Source organism: Parapedobacter lycopersici (assembly GCF_024643285.1).
In the GTDB taxonomy this organism is placed as follows: Bacteria; Bacteroidota; Bacteroidia; order Sphingobacteriales; family Sphingobacteriaceae; genus Parapedobacter; species Parapedobacter lycopersici.
The window spans coordinates 255,228-273,659 of record NZ_JAMSLW010000005.1 but is presented as its reverse complement, the minus strand read 5'-3'; the positions used below and the strand labels follow the sequence as shown (position 1 = coordinate 273,659).

General features: G+C 49.7%; 16 protein-coding genes. 8 read left to right on the top strand and 8 right to left on the bottom strand.

Annotation, left to right across the window (positions count from 1 at the left end):
- Window positions 1–22: 22 nt before the first annotated feature.
- The gene (gene thiL / locus NEV57_RS12260) at window positions 23–1,060 is read right to left on the bottom strand and encodes a thiamine-phosphate kinase (protein ID WP_257658736.1); all 1,038 of its coding nucleotides are present in this window, start codon (window positions 1,058–1,060) and stop codon (window positions 23–25) included.
- 36 nt (window positions 1,061–1,096) lie between these two features.
- On the bottom strand, window positions 1,097–2,092 hold the full coding sequence (gene nadA / locus NEV57_RS12255) for a quinolinate synthase NadA (RefSeq protein WP_257658735.1): 996 nt from the start codon (window positions 2,090–2,092) through the stop codon (window positions 1,097–1,099).
- A gap of 461 nt (window positions 2,093–2,553) precedes the next feature.
- On the opposite strand from nadA, the gene nadB reads away from it, so the two are divergent.
- A complete protein-coding gene (gene nadB / locus NEV57_RS12250) occupies window positions 2,554–4,140 on the top strand; it encodes an L-aspartate oxidase (protein ID WP_257658613.1) in 1,587 nt (528 codons plus the stop codon).
- Window positions 4,141–4,162: 22 nt separating this feature from the next.
- Window positions 4,163–4,675, top strand: a complete 513-nt coding sequence (locus tag NEV57_RS12245) for a gamma carbonic anhydrase family protein (protein WP_257658612.1) — start codon at window positions 4,163–4,165, stop codon at window positions 4,673–4,675.
- A gap of 14 nt (window positions 4,676–4,689) precedes the next feature.
- Here NEV57_RS12245 and NEV57_RS12240 read toward each other — a convergent pair whose 3' ends face one another.
- From NEV57_RS12240 to apaG, 5 genes are all read right to left on the bottom strand, one after another.
- Window positions 4,690–6,258: an Ig-like domain-containing protein gene (locus tag NEV57_RS12240; protein ID WP_257658611.1), complete on the bottom strand. Its 1,569-nt coding sequence runs from the start codon at window positions 6,256–6,258 to the stop codon at window positions 4,690–4,692.
- Between the two features lie 176 nt (window positions 6,259–6,434).
- Window positions 6,435–8,294 (bottom strand): tRNA uridine-5-carboxymethylaminomethyl(34) synthesis enzyme MnmG, encoded by a 1,860-nt coding sequence (gene mnmG, locus NEV57_RS12235; protein ID WP_257658610.1) that lies wholly within the window; start codon window positions 8,292–8,294, stop codon window positions 6,435–6,437.
- A gap of 76 nt (window positions 8,295–8,370) precedes the next feature.
- On the bottom strand, window positions 8,371–10,230 hold the full coding sequence (locus NEV57_RS12230) for an ABC-F family ATP-binding cassette domain-containing protein (RefSeq protein ID WP_257658734.1): 1,860 nt from the start codon (window positions 10,228–10,230) through the stop codon (window positions 8,371–8,373).
- A complete protein-coding gene (locus tag NEV57_RS12225; protein WP_257658609.1) occupies window positions 10,227–10,883 on the bottom strand; it encodes an NAD(P)H-binding protein in 657 nt (218 codons plus the stop codon). The genes NEV57_RS12230 and NEV57_RS12225 overlap by 4 nt, the downstream gene beginning before the upstream one ends.
- Window positions 10,884–11,391: 508 nt before the next feature.
- Window positions 11,392–11,778, bottom strand: coding sequence for a Co2+/Mg2+ efflux facilitator ApaG/CorD (gene apaG, locus NEV57_RS12220; RefSeq protein ID WP_257658608.1), 387 nt, complete (start codon window positions 11,776–11,778; stop codon window positions 11,392–11,394).
- 112 nt (window positions 11,779–11,890) lie between these two features.
- Here apaG and NEV57_RS12215 point away from each other — a divergent pair, with 112 nt between their 5' ends.
- From NEV57_RS12215 to NEV57_RS12190, 6 genes are all read left to right on the top strand, one after another.
- Complete coding sequence (locus tag NEV57_RS12215) at window positions 11,891–12,598, top strand: SAM-dependent methyltransferase (protein ID WP_257658607.1); 708 nt, start codon at window positions 11,891–11,893, stop codon at window positions 12,596–12,598.
- A gap of 2 nt (window positions 12,599–12,600) precedes the next feature.
- Window positions 12,601–14,223 (top strand): FAD-dependent monooxygenase, encoded by a 1,623-nt coding sequence (locus tag NEV57_RS12210; protein WP_257658606.1) that lies wholly within the window; start codon window positions 12,601–12,603, stop codon window positions 14,221–14,223.
- 142 nt (window positions 14,224–14,365) lie between these two features.
- Window positions 14,366–14,836, top strand: a complete 471-nt coding sequence (locus NEV57_RS12205) for a GNAT family N-acetyltransferase (protein ID WP_257658605.1) — start codon at window positions 14,366–14,368, stop codon at window positions 14,834–14,836.
- A 45-nt stretch (window positions 14,837–14,881) separates the two neighbouring features.
- The gene (locus NEV57_RS12200) at window positions 14,882–15,337 is read left to right on the top strand and encodes a hypothetical protein (RefSeq protein WP_257658604.1); all 456 of its coding nucleotides are present in this window, start codon (window positions 14,882–14,884) and stop codon (window positions 15,335–15,337) included.
- 12 nt (window positions 15,338–15,349) lie between these two features.
- On the top strand, window positions 15,350–16,447 hold the full coding sequence (locus NEV57_RS12195) for a Nif3-like dinuclear metal center hexameric protein (RefSeq protein ID WP_257658603.1): 1,098 nt from the start codon (window positions 15,350–15,352) through the stop codon (window positions 16,445–16,447).
- Entirely contained in the window at window positions 16,448–17,197 is a 750-nt protein-coding gene (locus tag NEV57_RS12190) for a zinc ribbon domain-containing protein (protein WP_257658602.1), read from the top strand.
- Here NEV57_RS12190 and NEV57_RS12185 read toward each other — a convergent pair.
- Window positions 17,189–18,388, bottom strand: a complete 1,200-nt coding sequence (locus NEV57_RS12185) for an aspartyl protease family protein (RefSeq protein ID WP_257658601.1) — start codon at window positions 18,386–18,388, stop codon at window positions 17,189–17,191. The two genes, NEV57_RS12190 and NEV57_RS12185, sit on opposite strands and share 9 nt — an antisense overlap.
- Window positions 18,389–18,432 lie beyond the last annotated feature (44 nt).

The following is an 18,432-nucleotide window of genomic DNA, read 5'->3' as shown; positions in this document are numbered from 1 at the left end:
TCAATGAAGTCCGGTATACATACTAATGGAACGCGTTCCATCCCTGGGCCTTAATCGCATGCACCTTCCCAGATTTCGTAATCAGTTCACAACCGGCTGCTACTTCGGTAATGTGGCCGATGATACTGATATCAGCATGACTCTTTATCCGGTCGTAGTCGGCCTGCTTCACTGTAAAAAGCAATTCATAATCTTCGCCACCATTCAACGCGCACACGGTTGGATCAAGACCAAACTCTCGTGCGGTCTCGTAAGTCATTGGATCAATCGGGATTTTTTCTTCATACAACTTGCACCCGCAGTTCGAAGCACGGCAGATATGCAGTATTTCAGAGGCTAGTCCATCCGAAACATCAATCATTGCATTGGGTTTCACTTCAATTGAAGCTAATAACTCCACGATATCCTTGCGTGCTTCTGGCTTAAGTTGCCGTTCCACGATATAATCCTTACCTTCCAGGTCCGGCTGGATATTCGGGTTTTCCAGAAAGATTTTCTTCTCCCGTTCAAGCAGCTGCAATCCAACATAGGCGCCTCCCAGATCGCCGGAAATGCAGATCAAATCGCCTTCAAGGGCACCGCTGCGATAGGCTATTTTATCGGCGTCCGCATATCCCAGACTGGTTACGCTGATCACCAGCCCCTGTGCGGAAGCAGACGTATCACCGCCAACCAGGTCTACACCAAAATTTTTGCAGGCAAGCAACGCGCCCTCATACAGTTCTTCCACTGCCTCCAATGGGAATTTACTGGAAAGGCCAAGTGAAAAAGTAACCTGGGAAGCCAGGCCATTCATCGCATAAATATCACTCAAATTAACCTGGACTGCTTTGTAACCCAAATGCTTCAGCGGAACATACCGCAGGTCAAAATGGACACCTTCCAACAGTAGGTCTGTCGACACCAGCGTCTGTTTGGCTGAAAAATCAAGCACGGCCGCATCATCGCCAATGCCTTTCACAGACGTCTTTTGAGTTAACGTCACGGCTTTGGAAATGTGGTCGATCAAACCAAATTCACCAAGCTGTGCGATTGTCGTCTTTTCCTTATTTTCCAGCATTTTCTCTTTTTTCCTTAATAGCACCGCAAAAAGCGGTTATAAACCAAGCCGATCAGACAGCTCGAGCATCCGCTCGATGGGCCGCTGGGCGCGGATGATCACATCCATGGGTAAATCAATCTCGGGCTGCTCATATTTCATGCAGGTATATAATTTTTCCAGCGTATTGAGCTTCATGTGCGGGCAATCGTTACACGCACATGCGTTATTTGGCGGGGCGGGGATAAACGTCTTCTCCGGACTGGCTTTCTGCATCTGGTGAAGGATGCCACTTTCAGTCGCCACAATAAAGGTATCCGCCGGATCCTTTTGGGTATACTTCAACAGACCGGTTGTTGATCCAATATAATCGGCTATCGCCAGTAGTTCCTGTTCGCATTCCGGATGCGCAATAAATTTAGCCTGTGGATAATCCCGTTTCAGCTGTTCGATCCGGTCCTGAGAGAAGATCTCGTGCACCATGCAGGCGCCATTCCACAACACCAGGTCACGGCCCGTTTTCCTGCGCACATAGTCCCCCAGGTTCCGGTCCGGCCCGAAAATGATCTTTTGGTCCGGAGGCAGGCTTTCAACAATCTGCACCGCATTGCTGGAAGTACAGACGATGTCACTGAGGGCTTTCAGCTCAGCAGTACAGTTTACATAGGTGATCACCAGGTGATCCGGGTATTGTTCCTTGAATTTGGCAAAAAGATGCGGCGGACAGCTATCGGAAAGCGAACAACCTGCCTTCAGGTCAGGTAGCAGCACTTTTTTCTCCGGCGACAGGATCTTTGCGGTTTCCGCCATGAAATGGACCCCGGCAAAAACAATGATATCGGCTTCGGTTTTGGCCGCCTGCTGTGAAAGCCCCAGGCTGTCGCCGATGTAATCCGCAATGTCCTGTATTTCGGATTCCTGATAATAATGCGCCAGTATTACCGCGTTTTTTTCCTTTTTTAACTTATTTATCTCGTCTACTAAATCCAGTGTCGGGTCTATTGGCGCATCAATGTAGCCCTTTGCATTCAGTTCCGTGAGGTAAGTTTCCATATTGCGCACTTCCTTGGTTTAAATTCAAATACAAAAATAGGCAAACTAATTGACTTGGTTTTCACAATTCCACGGAACAATCAATAATAAATAAGTTATAATATATATTCATCTTATTGTTTGTTATGGTGTTGGTCACGTGAGAAAATAACCCTAAATTTTCTTTGGATTTTGGGAATACATTTTCTTTTAACAACTTATTCACATCAATTTAATGAGTTAGTGCTGATTTACAGTACATTTATTTTTCCATGGTTTTATTTTCCATACAGTAATGTGTACTGTTTATTGGTTGATAATTGTTAATATTGTATCGGTTTTTTGGGGAATACGTAAGCTTATTTGGTGAAAGAAAAGGACTGATCGGTGTGCTTTATTGTTTTCCCAATTTATTCAACGGCTTGTCTACACGTTATTCACAGCGTTGGCTATTTTTCATTTCATTTTGTTGATTTAGTTTTATGCGTCAAGTAGATTTTTTGGTGATTGGCTCCGGAATTGCCGGACTTAGTTTCGCACTGAAAGCTTCTAACCACGGAAAAGTACTGATTATTACCAAAGCTAACGAGGACGAGTCGAATACCAAGTATGCACAGGGTGGGGTTGCTGTGGTTGTGGATAAGTCGGATTCGTTTGATAAGCATATTGCTGATACCCTGATTGCTGGCGATGGTTTATGCGATAAGACGGTTGTGGAAAACGTGGTGAAAGAAGGGCCGATCCGCATACAGGAGATCATTGACTACGGCACCCATTTCGATAAGACAACGGGAGGCGTGTATGACCTGGCAAAGGAAGGGGGGCACTCCGAGCACCGGGTGTTGCATTATAAAGATGTCACGGGTTTTGAGATCGAGCGTGCACTGCTCGAGAAAGTCCATGAAAATCCGAATATCGAGATTTTGACACATTATTTTGCCATCGACCTGATTACTCAGCATCACTTGGGTGTATTTGTGGATCGTCATTCAAAGGATATTGAATGTTATGGTGTGTATGCACTGAACACGAAGAAAAATAACGTTGAACGGATTCTGAGTAAGATTACCGTGATGGCTTCCGGCGGTGCTGGCCATGTTTATTCCAGTACAACGAATCCGGTAATAGCGACAGGTGACGGAATAGCCATGATATACCGGGCCAAAGGGAAAGTGCGGAACATGGAGTTTATCCAGTTTCACCCAACAGCATTGTATAACCCAGGAGAATACCCCTCTTTCCTAATTTCAGAAGCTGTGCGTGGGTTTGGAGGTGTGCTGCGACGCCGGGATGGCAGCAGTTTTATGGCGGCGTATGATCCGCGTGAATCACTTGCCTCACGGGATATTGTGGCGAGGGCCATTGATTCTGAAATGAAGAAATCGGGTGATGATTTTGTGTTTCTTGATGCCACTATGGGAAAAAAAGAAGCGCTCCTTGAACATTTCCCGAATATTTACGCGAAATGTTTATCAATTGGGATTGATATGGCGAGGGATTACATTCCGGTTACGCCCGCGGCCCATTACCTGTGTGGAGGGGTTATGGTTGATGATTATGGACGGTCATCAATTAAGAACCTGTATGCCTGCGGGGAATGCTCGTCAACCGGTCTTCATGGTGCTAATCGATTGGCTTCCAATTCATTACTTGAAGCAACCGTCTTTGCCCACCGGATTTATATAGATGCGGTTAAACATATCGGTTCAATTGAGTTACCGGCGCATATACCAGACTGGGATGATTCAAATACCGTACTCTCCAATGAGGATATTCTCGTGACGCACAACCTGCGCGAAACACAGAAGGTAATGAGTGATTATGTGGGAATTGTGCGTTCAGATTTTCGACTGGAGCGGGCGATGCGGAGGCTTGGGCTGCTGTATGATGAAACCGAAAGTTTCTATAAAAACACCAAATTGTCGGTGAAGCTTTGTGAACTGCGGAATGTAATCCAGGTAGCCTACCTGGTTATTAAATCCGCGATGGCCCGAAAGGAAAGCCGAGGGTTGCATTATACAACGGATTATCCCGATCATGCGAAGGAGTTAAGAGATACCATTTTTTAATGACGTTAATTACCGTATAAATATGGCGTTGATTCTTCCGGTAAAAGGGATTTATCCTGCGATTGGAACAGCTTGTTTCCTTGCGGACAACGCAACTATTGTTGGCGATGTGCAATTAGGGGCGCACTGTTCGGTATGGTTTAATGCTGTGATCAGGGGTGATGTAAACTCAATCCGGATCGGGGAATATACCAATATACAGGACGGCGCGGTGATTCACTGCACCTATGAAACGGCACCTACATTGATCGGAAACCGGGTTAATGTGGGTCATAATGCACTCGTACACGGTTGTAGTATACACGATTCCGTGCTGGTAGGTATGGGGGCCATTGTAATGGATCATGCGGTGGTGGAATCCTATAGTATTATTGCGGCCGGGGCGGTGGTGCTGGAGGGTACACACTGCGAGGGCGGATATATTTACGCAGGCGTTCCTGCCAGGAAGGTTAAATCCATTTCCGCAGCGCAACGGAAGCTCCTGGAAGAATTACCCGATCGCTATGTGATGTATTCCAGCTGGTTCAGCGAATAACGAACGAGGTGGTTTTATTCCGGAACGTTTACGAGTTCTTCCTGCTCCCAGTTTGCACGGATAATGATTGTTTTTCCAATATACCAGATTCGTTCGGGCTGTTGGCGGGAATTGACATCGCCCGGATCCCATTTACCGTTATTATTTACATCGTATATAATCCGCAGCGTGTATTTGCCTGCCGGAAGCTGGTTAAAATGGACACGCTGGGGCGCACTTATTAGGGCACGCTGATGAACAACGTCCTTTTTCTCGCTAACGAGCTCCACTACGTATTGGTGGGATGTATCCGCAGGGGTAGTATTGAAAACAATATTACCGAAGTTCTCGTTGGCATCATAGGTAAAGGATTTGTTATAAGGCTTATTCTTGGCACCGAAATAGCCCACAAATGCGCCCGGCTCCACAGTTAAACTATAATCAACTTCAGGCCGCCAGTTATAGCGGAGCAGGTAGGCGAAGCTTTCACTCGTATCTTTGATCAGCTGGTAATTCGTCACCGGCACGGAGTCCTGTGTGAGGACAATCTTGCTCCGGTCTATTGTTTGTACAGGCGCAGCGGAAACAAGCTTTATATGCCGTACCCGGTTCACGCGGTTTCCTGTTAAGCGGTCGGTGATGATGAAATCCCGGTCGTATTTTTCATTTCTGCCGCGGCGGATGGAGACAGAATCCAGGAGATTGTTGCCGTCATAGAATTGCACCTTAAGGGAATCAAAAGTGAGGTCGGAAAGCCAAACAGAAGCCGAGTCCGCGGTCTTATTGTATACCACAATTTTATCTTCGTTTAGCTTTTCAGGATGAATCACCCGGATATCCGGGTGATCGAGCGGTTTGTTGAAGGCAAAGACGAGGCGGCCTGTCGGCTCGATCTTCCGGTCAAGTAACCGGAAAGTCTTTGGAATACCGCGGGATAACTGAAGGTGTATGCCGGAGGTGTCCCTGTCAAGATGAAAGGAATCCGTAAGAAACCCGATCAACTCTTCCCGTGCATTGTATACACGGTCGTTGTTTTCTTCCTGAAGCGCATAGATCCGGTAGGTGTCTTCCCGGAGGTTGCGGAGGGTGAAGTTTCCGGACGAATCGGTCATCGTAAAGATATTGGCCTTCTGTTTTCCGAAAATGGAATCCCGGCTGTTTGGGATTAGCATGACGGTAACCTGCATCGCATTTTCCAGTGTCAGCGCATTGGTAACGCGACCGGAGACAGATAGTGAATCAATAATGTCACCGGTGGAAAATACATAGCTGTAATTGAGCAGCGGATTGCTTTCATTAAAATCGACGATCGCCTTTCCGAAGTTAATGGTGTAGGTCGTGTTTTCCTCCAGTGAATCGGGAATTGAAATCTCCAGGTTCCTGCGGTTCACTTTGAATAGCGGCCGGCTACCCATATCAGGCGATATGCTGATTTGCTTAAATTCTTCTGCGAGTTTGATAAACTCGTCGAAGGAGATGACAATGTTTTCAGCATTGAAGTTCCGGGTCAGATTCGAAGGCGTTTCTTTGAGTATTTTCGGTGGAATGGAATCTTTCGGGCCACCGGTGGGCTGTTGGATGCTTGCACACTGCGATGTGAGCAAAACGAGAGACACAAAAAAGGCCAGAACGAGCCATTTTGGATTTGGGGCTGTTTTTAAGCGATTTAAGCCGTTTTCTTTTTTTGACAAGTCTGGCATCGGAATTTTAAAAATAATTCGGCACGATTAATATATGTGCGCCGCCGTTTTGTTTGTATATTTGTTTGATTATCAATATATTAACCCATGTGAACCATTAAAACGGAAATATCGGACGGTGAAACCCCGGAAATCCGAGACGCTTGGCCAAGTGTACGGGGTTTTACTTTAATTAACTTTTCGCGTGCCTCTTTAGATAGTGAAACGAGTCCGGAGTAATCGAAGTCCGGATTAATTTCCTGGTCTTCCATCCGTTTCATCTTGCTTATGATTTCCAATTCTTTCTCAAAGTAGCTGTCGTATTTAACTTTAATCTCCGCCTGTTCGATTACCTCTTTGGTGAACGGCGAAAGTATCTTGGCAAAGTCGCTGTCCGCTTTGGCCAGGTCGTGGATAGTCAGCTGCGGCCGACTGAGCAAATTGAACATCCGCGTTTTCTGACTGACCGGACTGGAGTTCTGTTGTAGTAAGACGGGGTTGATCGCTTCTGCAGCTACCGAATGATTGCGCATATAGTCTACCAGCTGTTCGGCCCCCGCCTCTTTTTGTTTAACCATCTCCAGCCGTTCGTCTGAGACAAGTCCAAGCTGGTGTGCAATTGGTGTAAGACGGGCATCTGCATTGTCCTGACGTAAGAGCAACCGGTGTTCGGCACGCGAAGTAAACATGCGGTAAGGTTCTTCCGTTCCCTTGGTTACCAGGTCATCTATCAATACGCCAATATAGGATTCCGAACGCTTCAATAACAATTCATGAAGGTCATTTATCCGTTGGTGTGCGTTAATCCCGGCGATGAAACCCTGGCTTGCGGCTTCTTCGTAACCTGTGGTGCCATTAATCTGTCCGGCGAAGAACAGGTGTTTGATACGGAATGTTTCCAGGGTCAGATCCAGTTGCATAGGCGGGAAAAAGTCATATTCAATGGCGTAACCCGGCCGATACATCTGCGCATTTTCGAATCCCGGAATCAGCCGAAGCGCACGCAATTGAATTTCTTCCGGCAGGGAAGTGGAAAAACCATTGATATACATTTCAACCGTATCCCAGCCCTCCGGCTCCACAAAGATCTGGTGACGGTCGCGTTCGGCGAAACGATTTATTTTGTCTTCAATAGAGGGGCAATAACGCGGTCCGATTCCTTTAATGCGCCCCGTAAACATGGGTGATTTCTCAAAACCCTCCTTAAGTGTTTCGTGTACGGCCTTATTGGTATAGGTAATCCAGCAACAGCGCTGTTTTGTCGGTAATGGAACATCGGTGAAGGAAAATTTTCCGCGATTTTCATCTCCCCACTGTTCTTCCATTTTGCTATAATCCAGACTTCTTCCGTCTACCCTCGGCGGGGTGCCTGTTTTCATGCGGCCGGATTCAAAACCGAGTGATACTAACTGCTCTGTTAGGCCGGTGGCAGCCTTCTCTCCGGTCCGTCCGCCACCGAACTTCTTTTCGCCGATATGGATAACCCCATTAAGAAACGTACCATTGGTTAGTACTACGGCGTCGGAATCAATGTTGATACCGAGTGAAGTAACCACGCCACAGGCCCGATCATTTTTTACAATAACTTCCTTAACGGTGTCCTGCCAGATATCGAGGTTCGGCAGGGCTTCCAGCTGTAATCGCCAAGCCTCTGCAAAACGCATGCGGTCGTTTTGCGTCCGCGGGCTCCACATAGCCGGTCCTTTAGATTGATTGAGCATGCGGAACTGAATGGTGGTTTTGTCTGCAATAATCCCCGAATAACCGCCCATCGCGTCTATTTCGCGTACAATTTGCCCCTTCGCTACACCTCCCATGGCGGGATTGCAACTCATTTGAGCAATCGTGCCCATGTTCATGGTGATTAGCAATACGGACGAACCCAGGTTCGCTGCCGCCGCCGCCGCTTCGCACCCGGCATGCCCTCCCCCAACTACAATTACATTATATTTCTTAAACATAAATATGGATGTTCCACGTGGAACACAACTAAATTAAACCAATCACTTCCATGTTCCACGTGGAACATGGAAGCGGCTATATGTATTCACTCAGAGTCAGCCACCGAGTCGTTTTTTCTTCAATGTCCTTGTTGAGCCGGGCGATGTCTTCTGCCAGTGCTGCGATAGCCAAGTGATCGGCCGTCTGGCTCAAGGCGTGTGTCTGTTGTCCGAGTTCCTTTTCCAACGACGGGATCAACTGGTCCAACTGTTCGAACTCCTGCCGCTCCTTGTACGTTAATTTCTTTTTCGATTCAACTTGGGCCGGCTTCTGCTCGACCCGCACACTTTCGCTCTCCTTTTTTTCTTTCAATAGGGCTTCCTGTTCCTGCTTATAGTCGGCGTAATTGCCGTTATATACCCGGACCTGTCCGTTATCTGCCAGGATAAAAAGTTGCTCGGTTAATTTATCCAATAAGTATCGGTCGTGTGATACCAACACCAATACCCCGGGATAATTCAGCAGGAAAACTTCCAGTACGTTGAGTGTATCAATATCGAGGTCATTGGTCGGTTCATCCAGTATTAGAAAATTCGGGTTCTGCATCAATACCCGCATCAACTGAAGCCGCTTTCGCTCACCGCCGCTGAGTTGGCCAACCAGGCCAAACTGCTTCTTTGGTGGAAAGAGGAACTGGGTAAGCAGTTGGGAGGCTGTAAGGGTTGACCCGTCGGCCATCGTAATGTAGTCGGCTACCTGAGTGACGACATCGATAACCCGCTCGCTTTCACCAAAGGCCAGGCCACTTTGCTGATAATAACCAAACACCGTGGTTTCTCCGGGTGTTATATGGCCATCATCCGGCAACAGCTCGCCGGTGATGAGGTTGAGTAAAGTCGATTTACCCGAACCGTTTTTTCCCGCCAGCCCTATTCGGTCTCCTTTTTTAAATACATAGGAAAAGCCGGTGATTAATTCCCGACCACCGAAATGTTTGGAAACCTTTTCCAGTTCCAGGATTTTTCCGCCCTGACGGCTTACTTTTACCTGCAGTTGTACCGTACCGGTTTGTTTCGACGAGCGAGTCTGCTCATCCAGCGTATGGAATGCGTCGATACGCGCCTTTGATTTGGTCCCCCTTGCCTGTGGCTGACGTCGCATCCACTCCAGTTCACGGCGCAGGAGATTCCGGTTTCGTTCCTGAAGCGTTTCCTCGGCAGCGTCCCGCTCCGCCTTTTTTTCCAGGTAATAGCGATAGTTGCCCGCATAGTTGTATAGCTGGCCCTGGTCAAGCTCCCGGATTGCGGTGCAGACCTGATCCAGAAAGTAACGGTCGTGAGTAACCAGCAACACGGTCTTCTGCCCGGTGGTAAGCCACTTCTCGAGCCATTCAATGGTTTCGATATCCAGGTGGTTGGTCGGCTCATCCAAAATATACACATCGGGTTCATCAATCAACAGTTTGGCTAAAGCCAGCCGTTTCCGTTGCCCGCCCGACAATGTTTTAATTTCCTGGCTAAAATCGCTGATCTGCAGCCGGTGCAGAATACTTTTAATGTTGTGCTCGTACTCCCACGCACCCTCCGCGCTGAGCTGGTCACTCAGCGCTGCCAGCCGATGCTGATCGGGATGGGGTTGCGCCAACAGTTCTTCATAGCTTCGGATTAACCGTTGCTGCTCGTTGTCGGCACTGTATATGAAATCATATATCGAATTAATTCCTTGAAAATCAGGGTCTTGCGACAAGAACCCAATCCGGATTCCCTTTTCCTTAACCACCTTTCCCTCCAGGGGTTCCAGCCTGCCCGCAAGCAATTGGAGTAGGGTTGATTTACCTGTGCCGTTGATTCCCACCAACGCAATGCGGTCGCCCCGCTGCAGTCCGAAATGCAAGCCCCGGAAGAGCCAGCGATCACTGTAGCTATGACCAAGCTGCTCCGTCGATAAAATACTTATTGCCACCTTTTAATTTCCTTCCAATGATAAATAATAACCCCTGATGCGGTATGGTGGCTCGATGCCACCATTGCATTGGCAAGCTGTGCCGCGGGAATACTACGGAAACGGCTCAGCTTTCCCATGAGTAACGGATTGATCGCACTCATCAGCGCGCTAGCTACCCGCTCCAATACCCGGGGTGTATCGCGGCGCCCGGTCAGTAATGACGGTCGGAAAATATACGTCCGTTCAACTCCCGCTGCAATGACGTCACGTTCGGCCTCCCCTTTCATCTTAATGTAAAAATTAGCTGAGCCCGGGTTTGCCCCTACCGCCGAAACCAGGACAAATGTCTTCGCGCCGGCCGCTTTTGCGGTGTGGGCCGCCCATACCGGATAATCGTGGTCCACTTCATAATAGCGGTCCAGATCCGGGGTATTCCTGCGCGTCGTTCCCAGACAACAGAAAAAACAATCTGCAACTAGTTCGTCTTTTACCGATTCAATCGAATTAAAATCGGATATAACCTGCTGTATTTTAGCATGTTCTATATCGATCGGCTTCCGTGTGACAACGATAATCCGCGAATAGGCTGTGTCGTTTAACAGGCACCCCAGCAGGTGTCTGCCAACTAATCCCGTTGCGCCGAAAACAACTGCTGATTTGCCCATGTGCCAAAATTTTGTACAAATTTACGGAAATATCTTGTTATGAAGTTTGTGAACAGGTAATTAGCGGTTGCCATTGCGCCAGCCAGGCAACCGAAGGAAAGCAGACCCCGGCATCAGCTCCCCGGGTAACGGGGAAGGTTGTCCGGGACTGCCGGGATAATCGGTCTGTATTGATTCGGCTTTTCTCCGCTTTCTGTCCGGGGTGACACCGGGGTGAGTCCAATAATTTGCGAGGAAACGTGGACTCACTGTGGACTTACCGTGGACTCACTATGGACTCATGCCGAGGAAAACAGCCACTTGTCCGGGCAAGTATCCGCGGCGAAACCTTACCGGAACATGCGGGATTTCCAATACTTCCGTATCGATTGCGGAGGAATTTATTTTCGGCGGATTCGTTGTTTGCTCCCGGAAAACACGCCAGTGGCCTGTATGGGAAAGAAGCGAAAATCACAGGGCGGAACGGGTAATCGCAGGTTCCTACGGCCGTGGTGCAGGGGCGTACGATTTAATTTAAGCGATGCGGTGCAATCAGCATAAATTTCGGGATTTTGACGTCAAATAAGCTGCCGTCCATCTCCCGCATCACTTGGTAGTCGCCCTCCATTGTGCCCATGTCACTCTTGAGGTTGCAACCCGAAACATATTCGTGCAGTTCTCCCGGCTCAATGACCGGCTGCAGGCCAACTACACCATCCCCTTCCACTTCGCGGCGTGTGCCGTTTGAATCAAAAATATACCAATGCCTGCGCAGTAGCTGGACGCTGTAGTCGCCCAGGTTTTCAATGGTAATCTTGTAAGCAAACATGTAATGCTGGTTTTCAGGATTTGAATACTCGGGCTGATACACTGTTTCCACCGAAACTTTCACCCCGGCTGTAATTTGTGTGGCCATATGGGTATCGGAATTTTGAGCAAGTTAGTAAATGTGTTTGAATTTAAGAAACATACCTGTGCAATGAAGGTTTAACTAATGTGTATGTCATTCGCTTTTGTTACGTTTGCATATGCCTTATGGAACGCTATATCTTATTCCTGTGCCGTTGAGTGCGGACGCTGCTGCTGCTTCATATACACCCTATCTGGGCCGTATAATCAATGCAATTGACGAGTATATTGTGGAGAACGAGAAAACAGCGCGCAAGTTCCTCAAGCAGGCCGGCCTTGAGACACCGCAAAGTGAGTTATTGATACATGACTACGGCAAACATGCCCGGAGTAATGTGGACTTCGCTTCGCTTTTTTCGGGGCTATTGGCGGGCCGCGATGTGGGACTGATGAGTGAGGCGGGGTGCCCAGGCGTGGCCGACCCGGGAGCGGATATCGTGGCAGAAGCCCACCGTAACGGTATCCGGGTTGCCCCGTTGGTGGGGCCAAGTTCCATCCTATTGGCACTGATGGCCTCCGGATTCAATGGACAAAGCTTTATCTTTCATGGCTATTTACCGATTGAAAAGGGTGAGCGGACCAAAAAAATCAAGTCGATGGAGCATGCGGCACACCGGGAAAAGCAGACGCAGCTCTTCATCGAAACGCCTTTCCGCAATAACCAGCTACTGACCGAAATCCTGCGGGTGGGCAGTCCGCAGACGCGTCTTTGCGTGGCCTGCAACCTGACGGCCCCCGACGAACAGATTATTAGTATGCCGTTGCAGCAATGGAAGAAGCGGCAGTATGACTTCCATAAAAAACCGGCAATTTTTTTGATTTATTGACGTTGGAAATCGCCAAACATACGGATGCCCTTATCGTAGGCGCAGGCCCCTCGGGCCTGATGATGGCCGCCCAATTACTCCGTTTCGGCATACAGCCCACCATCATCGATGCCAAACCAGGTCCGGACCGAACTTCCAAAGCCATTGCGGTTCATGCCCGGACCCTGGAACTATTGAGGCAGTTGGGTCTGGCCGACCAGCTGCTTGCGGACGGGTTTCCGGCTTATGGCATACAGGTGCATGGCCGGAAAAAAAGAAAGGGCCGCATTCAGTTTACCGATATCGACCAACCTCACACGGCTTTTCCCTTCGTGCTGCTTGTCGGCCAGGAAAAAACAGAAAAATTGCTGGTTGACCGCTTGACGGCGCACGCTTGTCCCGTATCATGGGCAACCCGGCTGCTGTCGCTCCGGCAGGACGACCGTTCTGCGACTGTGGAGGTGGTGCAGAACGACGTCGTTCAACGCTGGCAGTGTAAATGGCTGATCGGCGCTGACGGAGCAAACAGCACCGTGAGGGATTGCCTGAAAATACCTTTTGAAGGAAAACGCTACCCGGGGGAGTTTTTTTTGGCCGACGTACACATAACGGGAGTTCAGAATCGACTGATAAACTTCTTTTTGCCGCGAAAAAGCCTGCTGGGAATCTTCCCGCTGGCTGGCGAAGGTCGTTATAGGCTGGTCGGTATGCTGCCCGAAATGGAGAATCGACCGTCCGGATTGGCTATCAACTATGCAGACATCAAACCGCTGGTGGATGAGGCGGTTGGCTTAGCGCTTCCGGTAAGCCAATGTCTCTGGATCAGCCGCTTTGCGGTGCACCGGCGGATGGCTGAGCAATTTGCCCGGCAGCGCTGCTTCCTGATCGGTGATGCTGCGCATATCCACGCTCCCATCGGCGGCCAGGGCATGAACAGCGGGATACAGGACGCGGTGAACCTGGCATGGAAGCTGGCCGGTGTGATCAGTGGGCGGACAGCCCCGCGGATACTGCATAGTTACGAGCGGGAACGGATGCCTGTTGCCCGTTCCATTATTCGCGCAACCGATGGTGCCTTTGGACTGGGGATGCGCCTGCGTGACCGGCTGAGCCCGCTACGGGATCTGCTGCTGACGATCGGAATGCGGTATATCGGCAGGAACCCGCGGCTACTGCAAAAGCTGTTTGATACCGCAGCACAGCTGGCCATCAATTACCGGAAAGCGGGGCTTGCCGTACACCATGCCACGGGCCGCCGTGTGCAGGCCGGCGACCGGCTACCTTTTCTTTCTGTGTTTGACGAAAAAACAAAAACCCAAACCGACTTACATCGTTGGTGTGAAAAACCGGGATTCGTGCTGCTATTATTGGGTACCATCAGCCATCATCACCTGCACATCGTCGGACAATGGATGCGTCAGAAATACCCCCGGGAAATGCACCTTTATTACCTGCCCTATTCCCCTCGGAACCAACCGGTTTTTGATGCGTTTGAAATAAAGCCGGATGGCACCAAAACCGTACTTATCCGACCCGACATGCATATTGGCTATATTAACGACATGCTTAACGTGAGCCTTATTGACACCTATATGGAAGAGGTAATCGGATGGAAATATTTTGGCCATTTGCCAGAAAATCCTTAATTATGTGCATAACTAAATTAAGCGGAACAAGACAAAAATGACGGGTGTGCCAATGCAATATGGCCACAACCTGCAGCCGAACATGCCGGCTTTTCCGGCCCTGCTGCCGGAAGACGTGATCGACCAGTAGTGAATAACGCCCATGGACAACCAATCGATAATCTGGGAGACAAAACCCTTCCCCGCGCTTTCGCTGGAAACGTTGTACAAGATCCTTCAGTTACGCCAGGAGGTGTTCGTATTGGAGCAGGCTTGTGTATACAGCGACCTGGATGACAGGGACCAGCAATCGGCACACCTGATGGCGTGGCACGGCGCGCGGCTGGTGGCGTATACCCGCCTGATCCCTCCGGGAGTTACTTATGCCGAAGCCAGTATCGGGCGGGTCGTCATTGCCCGGGATTTTCGGAACAGGGGGCTTGGAAACGAGCTCATGCAGCGGAGTATCAGCGAATTGTATCGGTTATTCGGCCAACAGGCCATCACCATCAGCGCTCAGCAGCATCTCCATCTCTTTTACAATAGGCTGGGGTTTGCACAGACCAGCGAACCTTACATGGACGCCGGGATTCCGCATATCCGCATGCAGCGCGGTCCGGATACCATCAAATAAGCATCACATTGGGTTTTATGGCGGAATCCCCGTATTTTAGTGGCGATGAATCTGGACTATGGAAATCTGACGGGCGAAATGATCCAGCTGGTGATCGCCGTGCTGCTGATCCGGCTGCTGATCTGGGTGTTTTATGCCAATACCGTGCGGAAGACACTGTTACTGGTTGCGCCTGAAAACCGCCTGATGAAACCGGGGATGGCGTGGCTGCTGGTGGTGCCGCTCTTTAATATTTATTGGAATTTTGTCGTCGCGTCCCAGATGGCCGATTCCCTGACCAATGAGTTCTACGATCGTAAAATCGCGGAAGAAGAACAGCCCGGGCGGGCGATGGGCCGGCTTTATGCCTGGTTATTCCTGCTGTCGAATATTCCTTTTCCCCCGTTTATCCTGGTCACTGTTGCCCTGCTGAGCTTCGTCTATTTCATTGGGTACTGGGTAAAGCTAAATAACTTCCGGAACCTGCTGGTTGAACACGAAAAATTCAGGAACGAACAATAATCCGATTGCCGTATGCGGTTAGACGTACTGACATCCTACCTGGAATCCCTGGCCCCGCTGGCCTACCAGGAGTCCTATGATAATTCCGGGCTGCTGGTCGGCTCGCCCGATCGGGAAGTGCACCATGCCCTGGTTTCGCTGGATTGCACGGAAGCAGTGGTCGATGAGGCTATCCGACTTGGCTGCGACCTGATCATTTCACATCACCCGATTGTTTTCCGTGGACTGAAACGGTTCAATGGCAGCAATTACGTCGAGCGGGTTATTATTAAGGCAATAAAACATGATATCGCCATTTATGCCATCCATACCAACCTGGATAATGTTGCCGGGGGCGTAAACGGGAAAATCGCTGAGCGGCTCGGCCTGCGGCAGACACAGATCCTCCTGCCGAAAGGAGATTTGCTGAATAAGCTGGTGGTGTTTGTGCCGGTAGATCATGCGACAGCGGTACGTGAAGCATTGTTTGCTGCGGGTGCGGGGGATATTGGTAAATACGACGCCTGCAGCTTCAATGTAGCGGGATACGGAACCTTCCGTGCCGGCGAGGGAACCCAACCGTTTGTCGGCCAACAGGGCGAGCTTCACCGCGAGGAAGAAACCCGCGTGGAGGTAATCTATCCGTCGGACCGCCAGCAGGCGGTTTTGAAAAGCCTTTTTGAAACGCACCCATATGAAGAGGTGGCATACGACAGCTACCGGCTGCAAAACCATCACCCCTTGGTGGGCAGCGGCCTGATTGGCCAGCTGGAGCAGCCAATGGACGAAATGGATTTTCTTGGGCTGCTGAAAGAAAAATTGGCAGCAACGGTCATCCGGCATACCGCGCTCCGCGGCCAACCGATAGCGCGGGTGGCGGTATGTGGCGGGGCCGGAGGTTTTCTGTTAAAGCCGGCGATCCGGGCCGGAGCGGACGCCTTTGTAACGGCGGATTACAAGTATCACGAGTTTTTTGATGCAGAGGGAAAAACGGTTATCGCCGACGTGGGACATTTTGAAAGCGAACAGTTTACGCAGCAATTATTGTTGGAAATTATTCAAAAAAAATTTCCTACCTTTGCAGTCCGTTTGACGGGCATAGACACGAACCCCATTAAATATTACAGTTAAATGGAACAAACCATAGAACAAAAGCTGAAAGCCCTTTGGCTGCTGCAGCGCATACACACCAAGATAGACCGGATTCGCCAGGTAAGGGGGGAATTACCGATTGAAGTGAGCGACCTGGAAGATGAGATCGCCGGCCTGGAAACCCGGATCGAGAAAGTCCGCAACGAGCTGGATGAAATGGAAGATTCCATCGTTAACCGGCGGAATATGATCAAGGAATCGGAAGCGGCCATCCGGAAATACGAGAGTCAGCTCAATGAGGTAAAAAATAACCGGGAGTATGACGCAATCACCAAGGAAATCGAAATCCAGGGGTTGGATATTCAGGTGAGCGAGAAAAAAATCAAAGAGTTTGAGTTCGAAATCCGGAATAAAACGGAGGTTTACGAAAATACCCAGGAAACACTGGAAACCGCAAAAAAAGACCTCGATATAAAGCGGGGCGAACTGGATACCATTACCTCGGAAACGCAGAAGGAAGAAGATGAGCTGATCAGCAAGGGAGATGGTGCCGAAAAAGACATTGAAGACCGCCTGCTGCGGGTTTACCGGCGGTTAAGGGGTACTTATAAGAATGGGCTTGCCGTGGTTTCCATTGACCGCGATAGCTGTTCGGGTTGCCACAACAAGATTCCACCCCAGATGCAGCTGGAAATCCGCCAGCGTAAAAAAATCATCGTTTGCGAACACTGTGGACGTGTCCTCGTGGACGAAGGGCTGGTGCAGGAAGTGGAAACGGAACTAGCGTAAGCTCAGCAGTTTCACCTGTATTTCCAATAGTTCATCTTTCCGCTGGACAATGAATGACACGCGCCTCCGCGCAACCATAAGTGTCTTCTTGTATTGCACGAAATTCTGGCTGGCGTCGTTGTTTATCGCAATGACGACGTCCCCCTCTTTCAGGCCGGCGATGTCGGCCGGTGAGCCTGGAATGATGGACCCTACCACGATCGCTCCGTTTATGTAAAACAGTTCCAATCCGGAGTACGCCCGTTCAAACGGTTCGCGGTAAAGGCTGTTTGGCTTCAGGTAAATTTCCCGTTTTTCGTAATTGAAGATCGTATTAAACCGCTTGAGAAGCTGGTTGCCGATCAGTCCGCCCAGATACGGGTAGGAGGTTACGTTGTACACGTCGTCAAAAACCATGGTCGGCACGTTACGGAACCGAAACGGCCCCAGCCGGAATTCCTTTACCATAGTCATTTCCATGGCCAGTTTTCCTCCAACACCATGCGCCTGAATCTGAAACCGCTTCCGCGATTTGCGAATGACTGCACTGTCCTGTTCAAAATCCCGGGAAAGCACCAGGGCCAATCCTGCTCCGACATCGTAAAGAAACCGTGTGGTAATCGGATGATTATCGCGTACCCGGGCCGACTGAATGGGAAGTGTGCGGATGAATGGCCGCAGCAAGTGTCCACCCCGTGGATACCGGATAGTACCCGGTGAGCAAATCTCAATTTCATTCACGTCATAGTCGATCTTAACAATGTACCGACTGAATAAGGAATAGCCGATTACGCCATCGATCCGGGTACCGTATACGTAAGACAGAAACTCGTAGTTGTTGATATGAAAATTAAGGCTATCGATGACATAACCGTTAAGTTCGAGCCGCTGGTTGTACAGAAACCATGCTTTCCTTATGCCGGCAATACCGCGGATATTGATGTCGGAAACTTCCGGCTTTAATTCAAGCAGATTGGCGGTGGCGGAGTCGAGCGAAATGCCGCTGCTGCCGGTGTCCAAAATGAAGGTAAGGGTATCGGGGCGGCCAACCAGCAACCCCCGGACCAGCACCACACTTTCCGCAGCCAGTGAGAACGGCACGGTGGCCAATGTTTCCGATGCCGGCCGGACGTATTCTTCCTGTGCCTGCGCGCGCGGAGCGATAAACAGGTACGTAAGCAAAAACAGCGTAGCAATCAGCAGGGCGCTCATGGAAATGCCTATCGGTTAGCTTATTCAAAGATAGGGTTAATCTG

Coding starts and splice junctions, on each gene's coding strand:
- NEV57_RS12190 (WP_257658602.1), top strand. CDS start 16,448: ATGGAACAAACCATAGAACAAAAGCTGAAAGCCCTTTGGCTGCTGCAG.
- NEV57_RS12225 (WP_257658609.1), bottom strand. CDS start 10,883: ATGGGCAAATCAGCAGTTGTTTTCGGCGCAACGGGATTAGTTGGCAGA.
- NEV57_RS12205 (WP_257658605.1), top strand. CDS start 14,366: ATGGACAACCAATCGATAATCTGGGAGACAAAACCCTTCCCCGCGCTT.
- nadA (WP_257658735.1), bottom strand. CDS start 2,092: ATGGAAACTTACCTCACGGAACTGAATGCAAAGGGCTACATTGATGCG.
- thiL (WP_257658736.1), bottom strand. CDS start 1,060: ATGCTGGAAAATAAGGAAAAGACGACAATCGCACAGCTTGGTGAATTT.
- nadB (WP_257658613.1), top strand. CDS start 2,554: ATGCGTCAAGTAGATTTTTTGGTGATTGGCTCCGGAATTGCCGGACTT.
- NEV57_RS12215 (WP_257658607.1), top strand. CDS start 11,891: ATGCCTTATGGAACGCTATATCTTATTCCTGTGCCGTTGAGTGCGGAC.
- NEV57_RS12245 (WP_257658612.1), top strand. CDS start 4,163: ATGGCGTTGATTCTTCCGGTAAAAGGGATTTATCCTGCGATTGGAACA.
- NEV57_RS12200 (WP_257658604.1), top strand. CDS start 14,882: ATGAATCTGGACTATGGAAATCTGACGGGCGAAATGATCCAGCTGGTG.
- apaG (WP_257658608.1), bottom strand. CDS start 11,778: ATGGCCACACAAATTACAGCCGGGGTGAAAGTTTCGGTGGAAACAGTG.
- NEV57_RS12195 (WP_257658603.1), top strand. CDS start 15,350: ATGCGGTTAGACGTACTGACATCCTACCTGGAATCCCTGGCCCCGCTG.
- NEV57_RS12185 (WP_257658601.1), bottom strand. CDS start 18,388: ATGAGCGCCCTGCTGATTGCTACGCTGTTTTTGCTTACGTACCTGTTT.
- mnmG (WP_257658610.1), bottom strand. CDS start 8,294: ATGTTTAAGAAATATAATGTAATTGTAGTTGGGGGAGGGCATGCCGGG.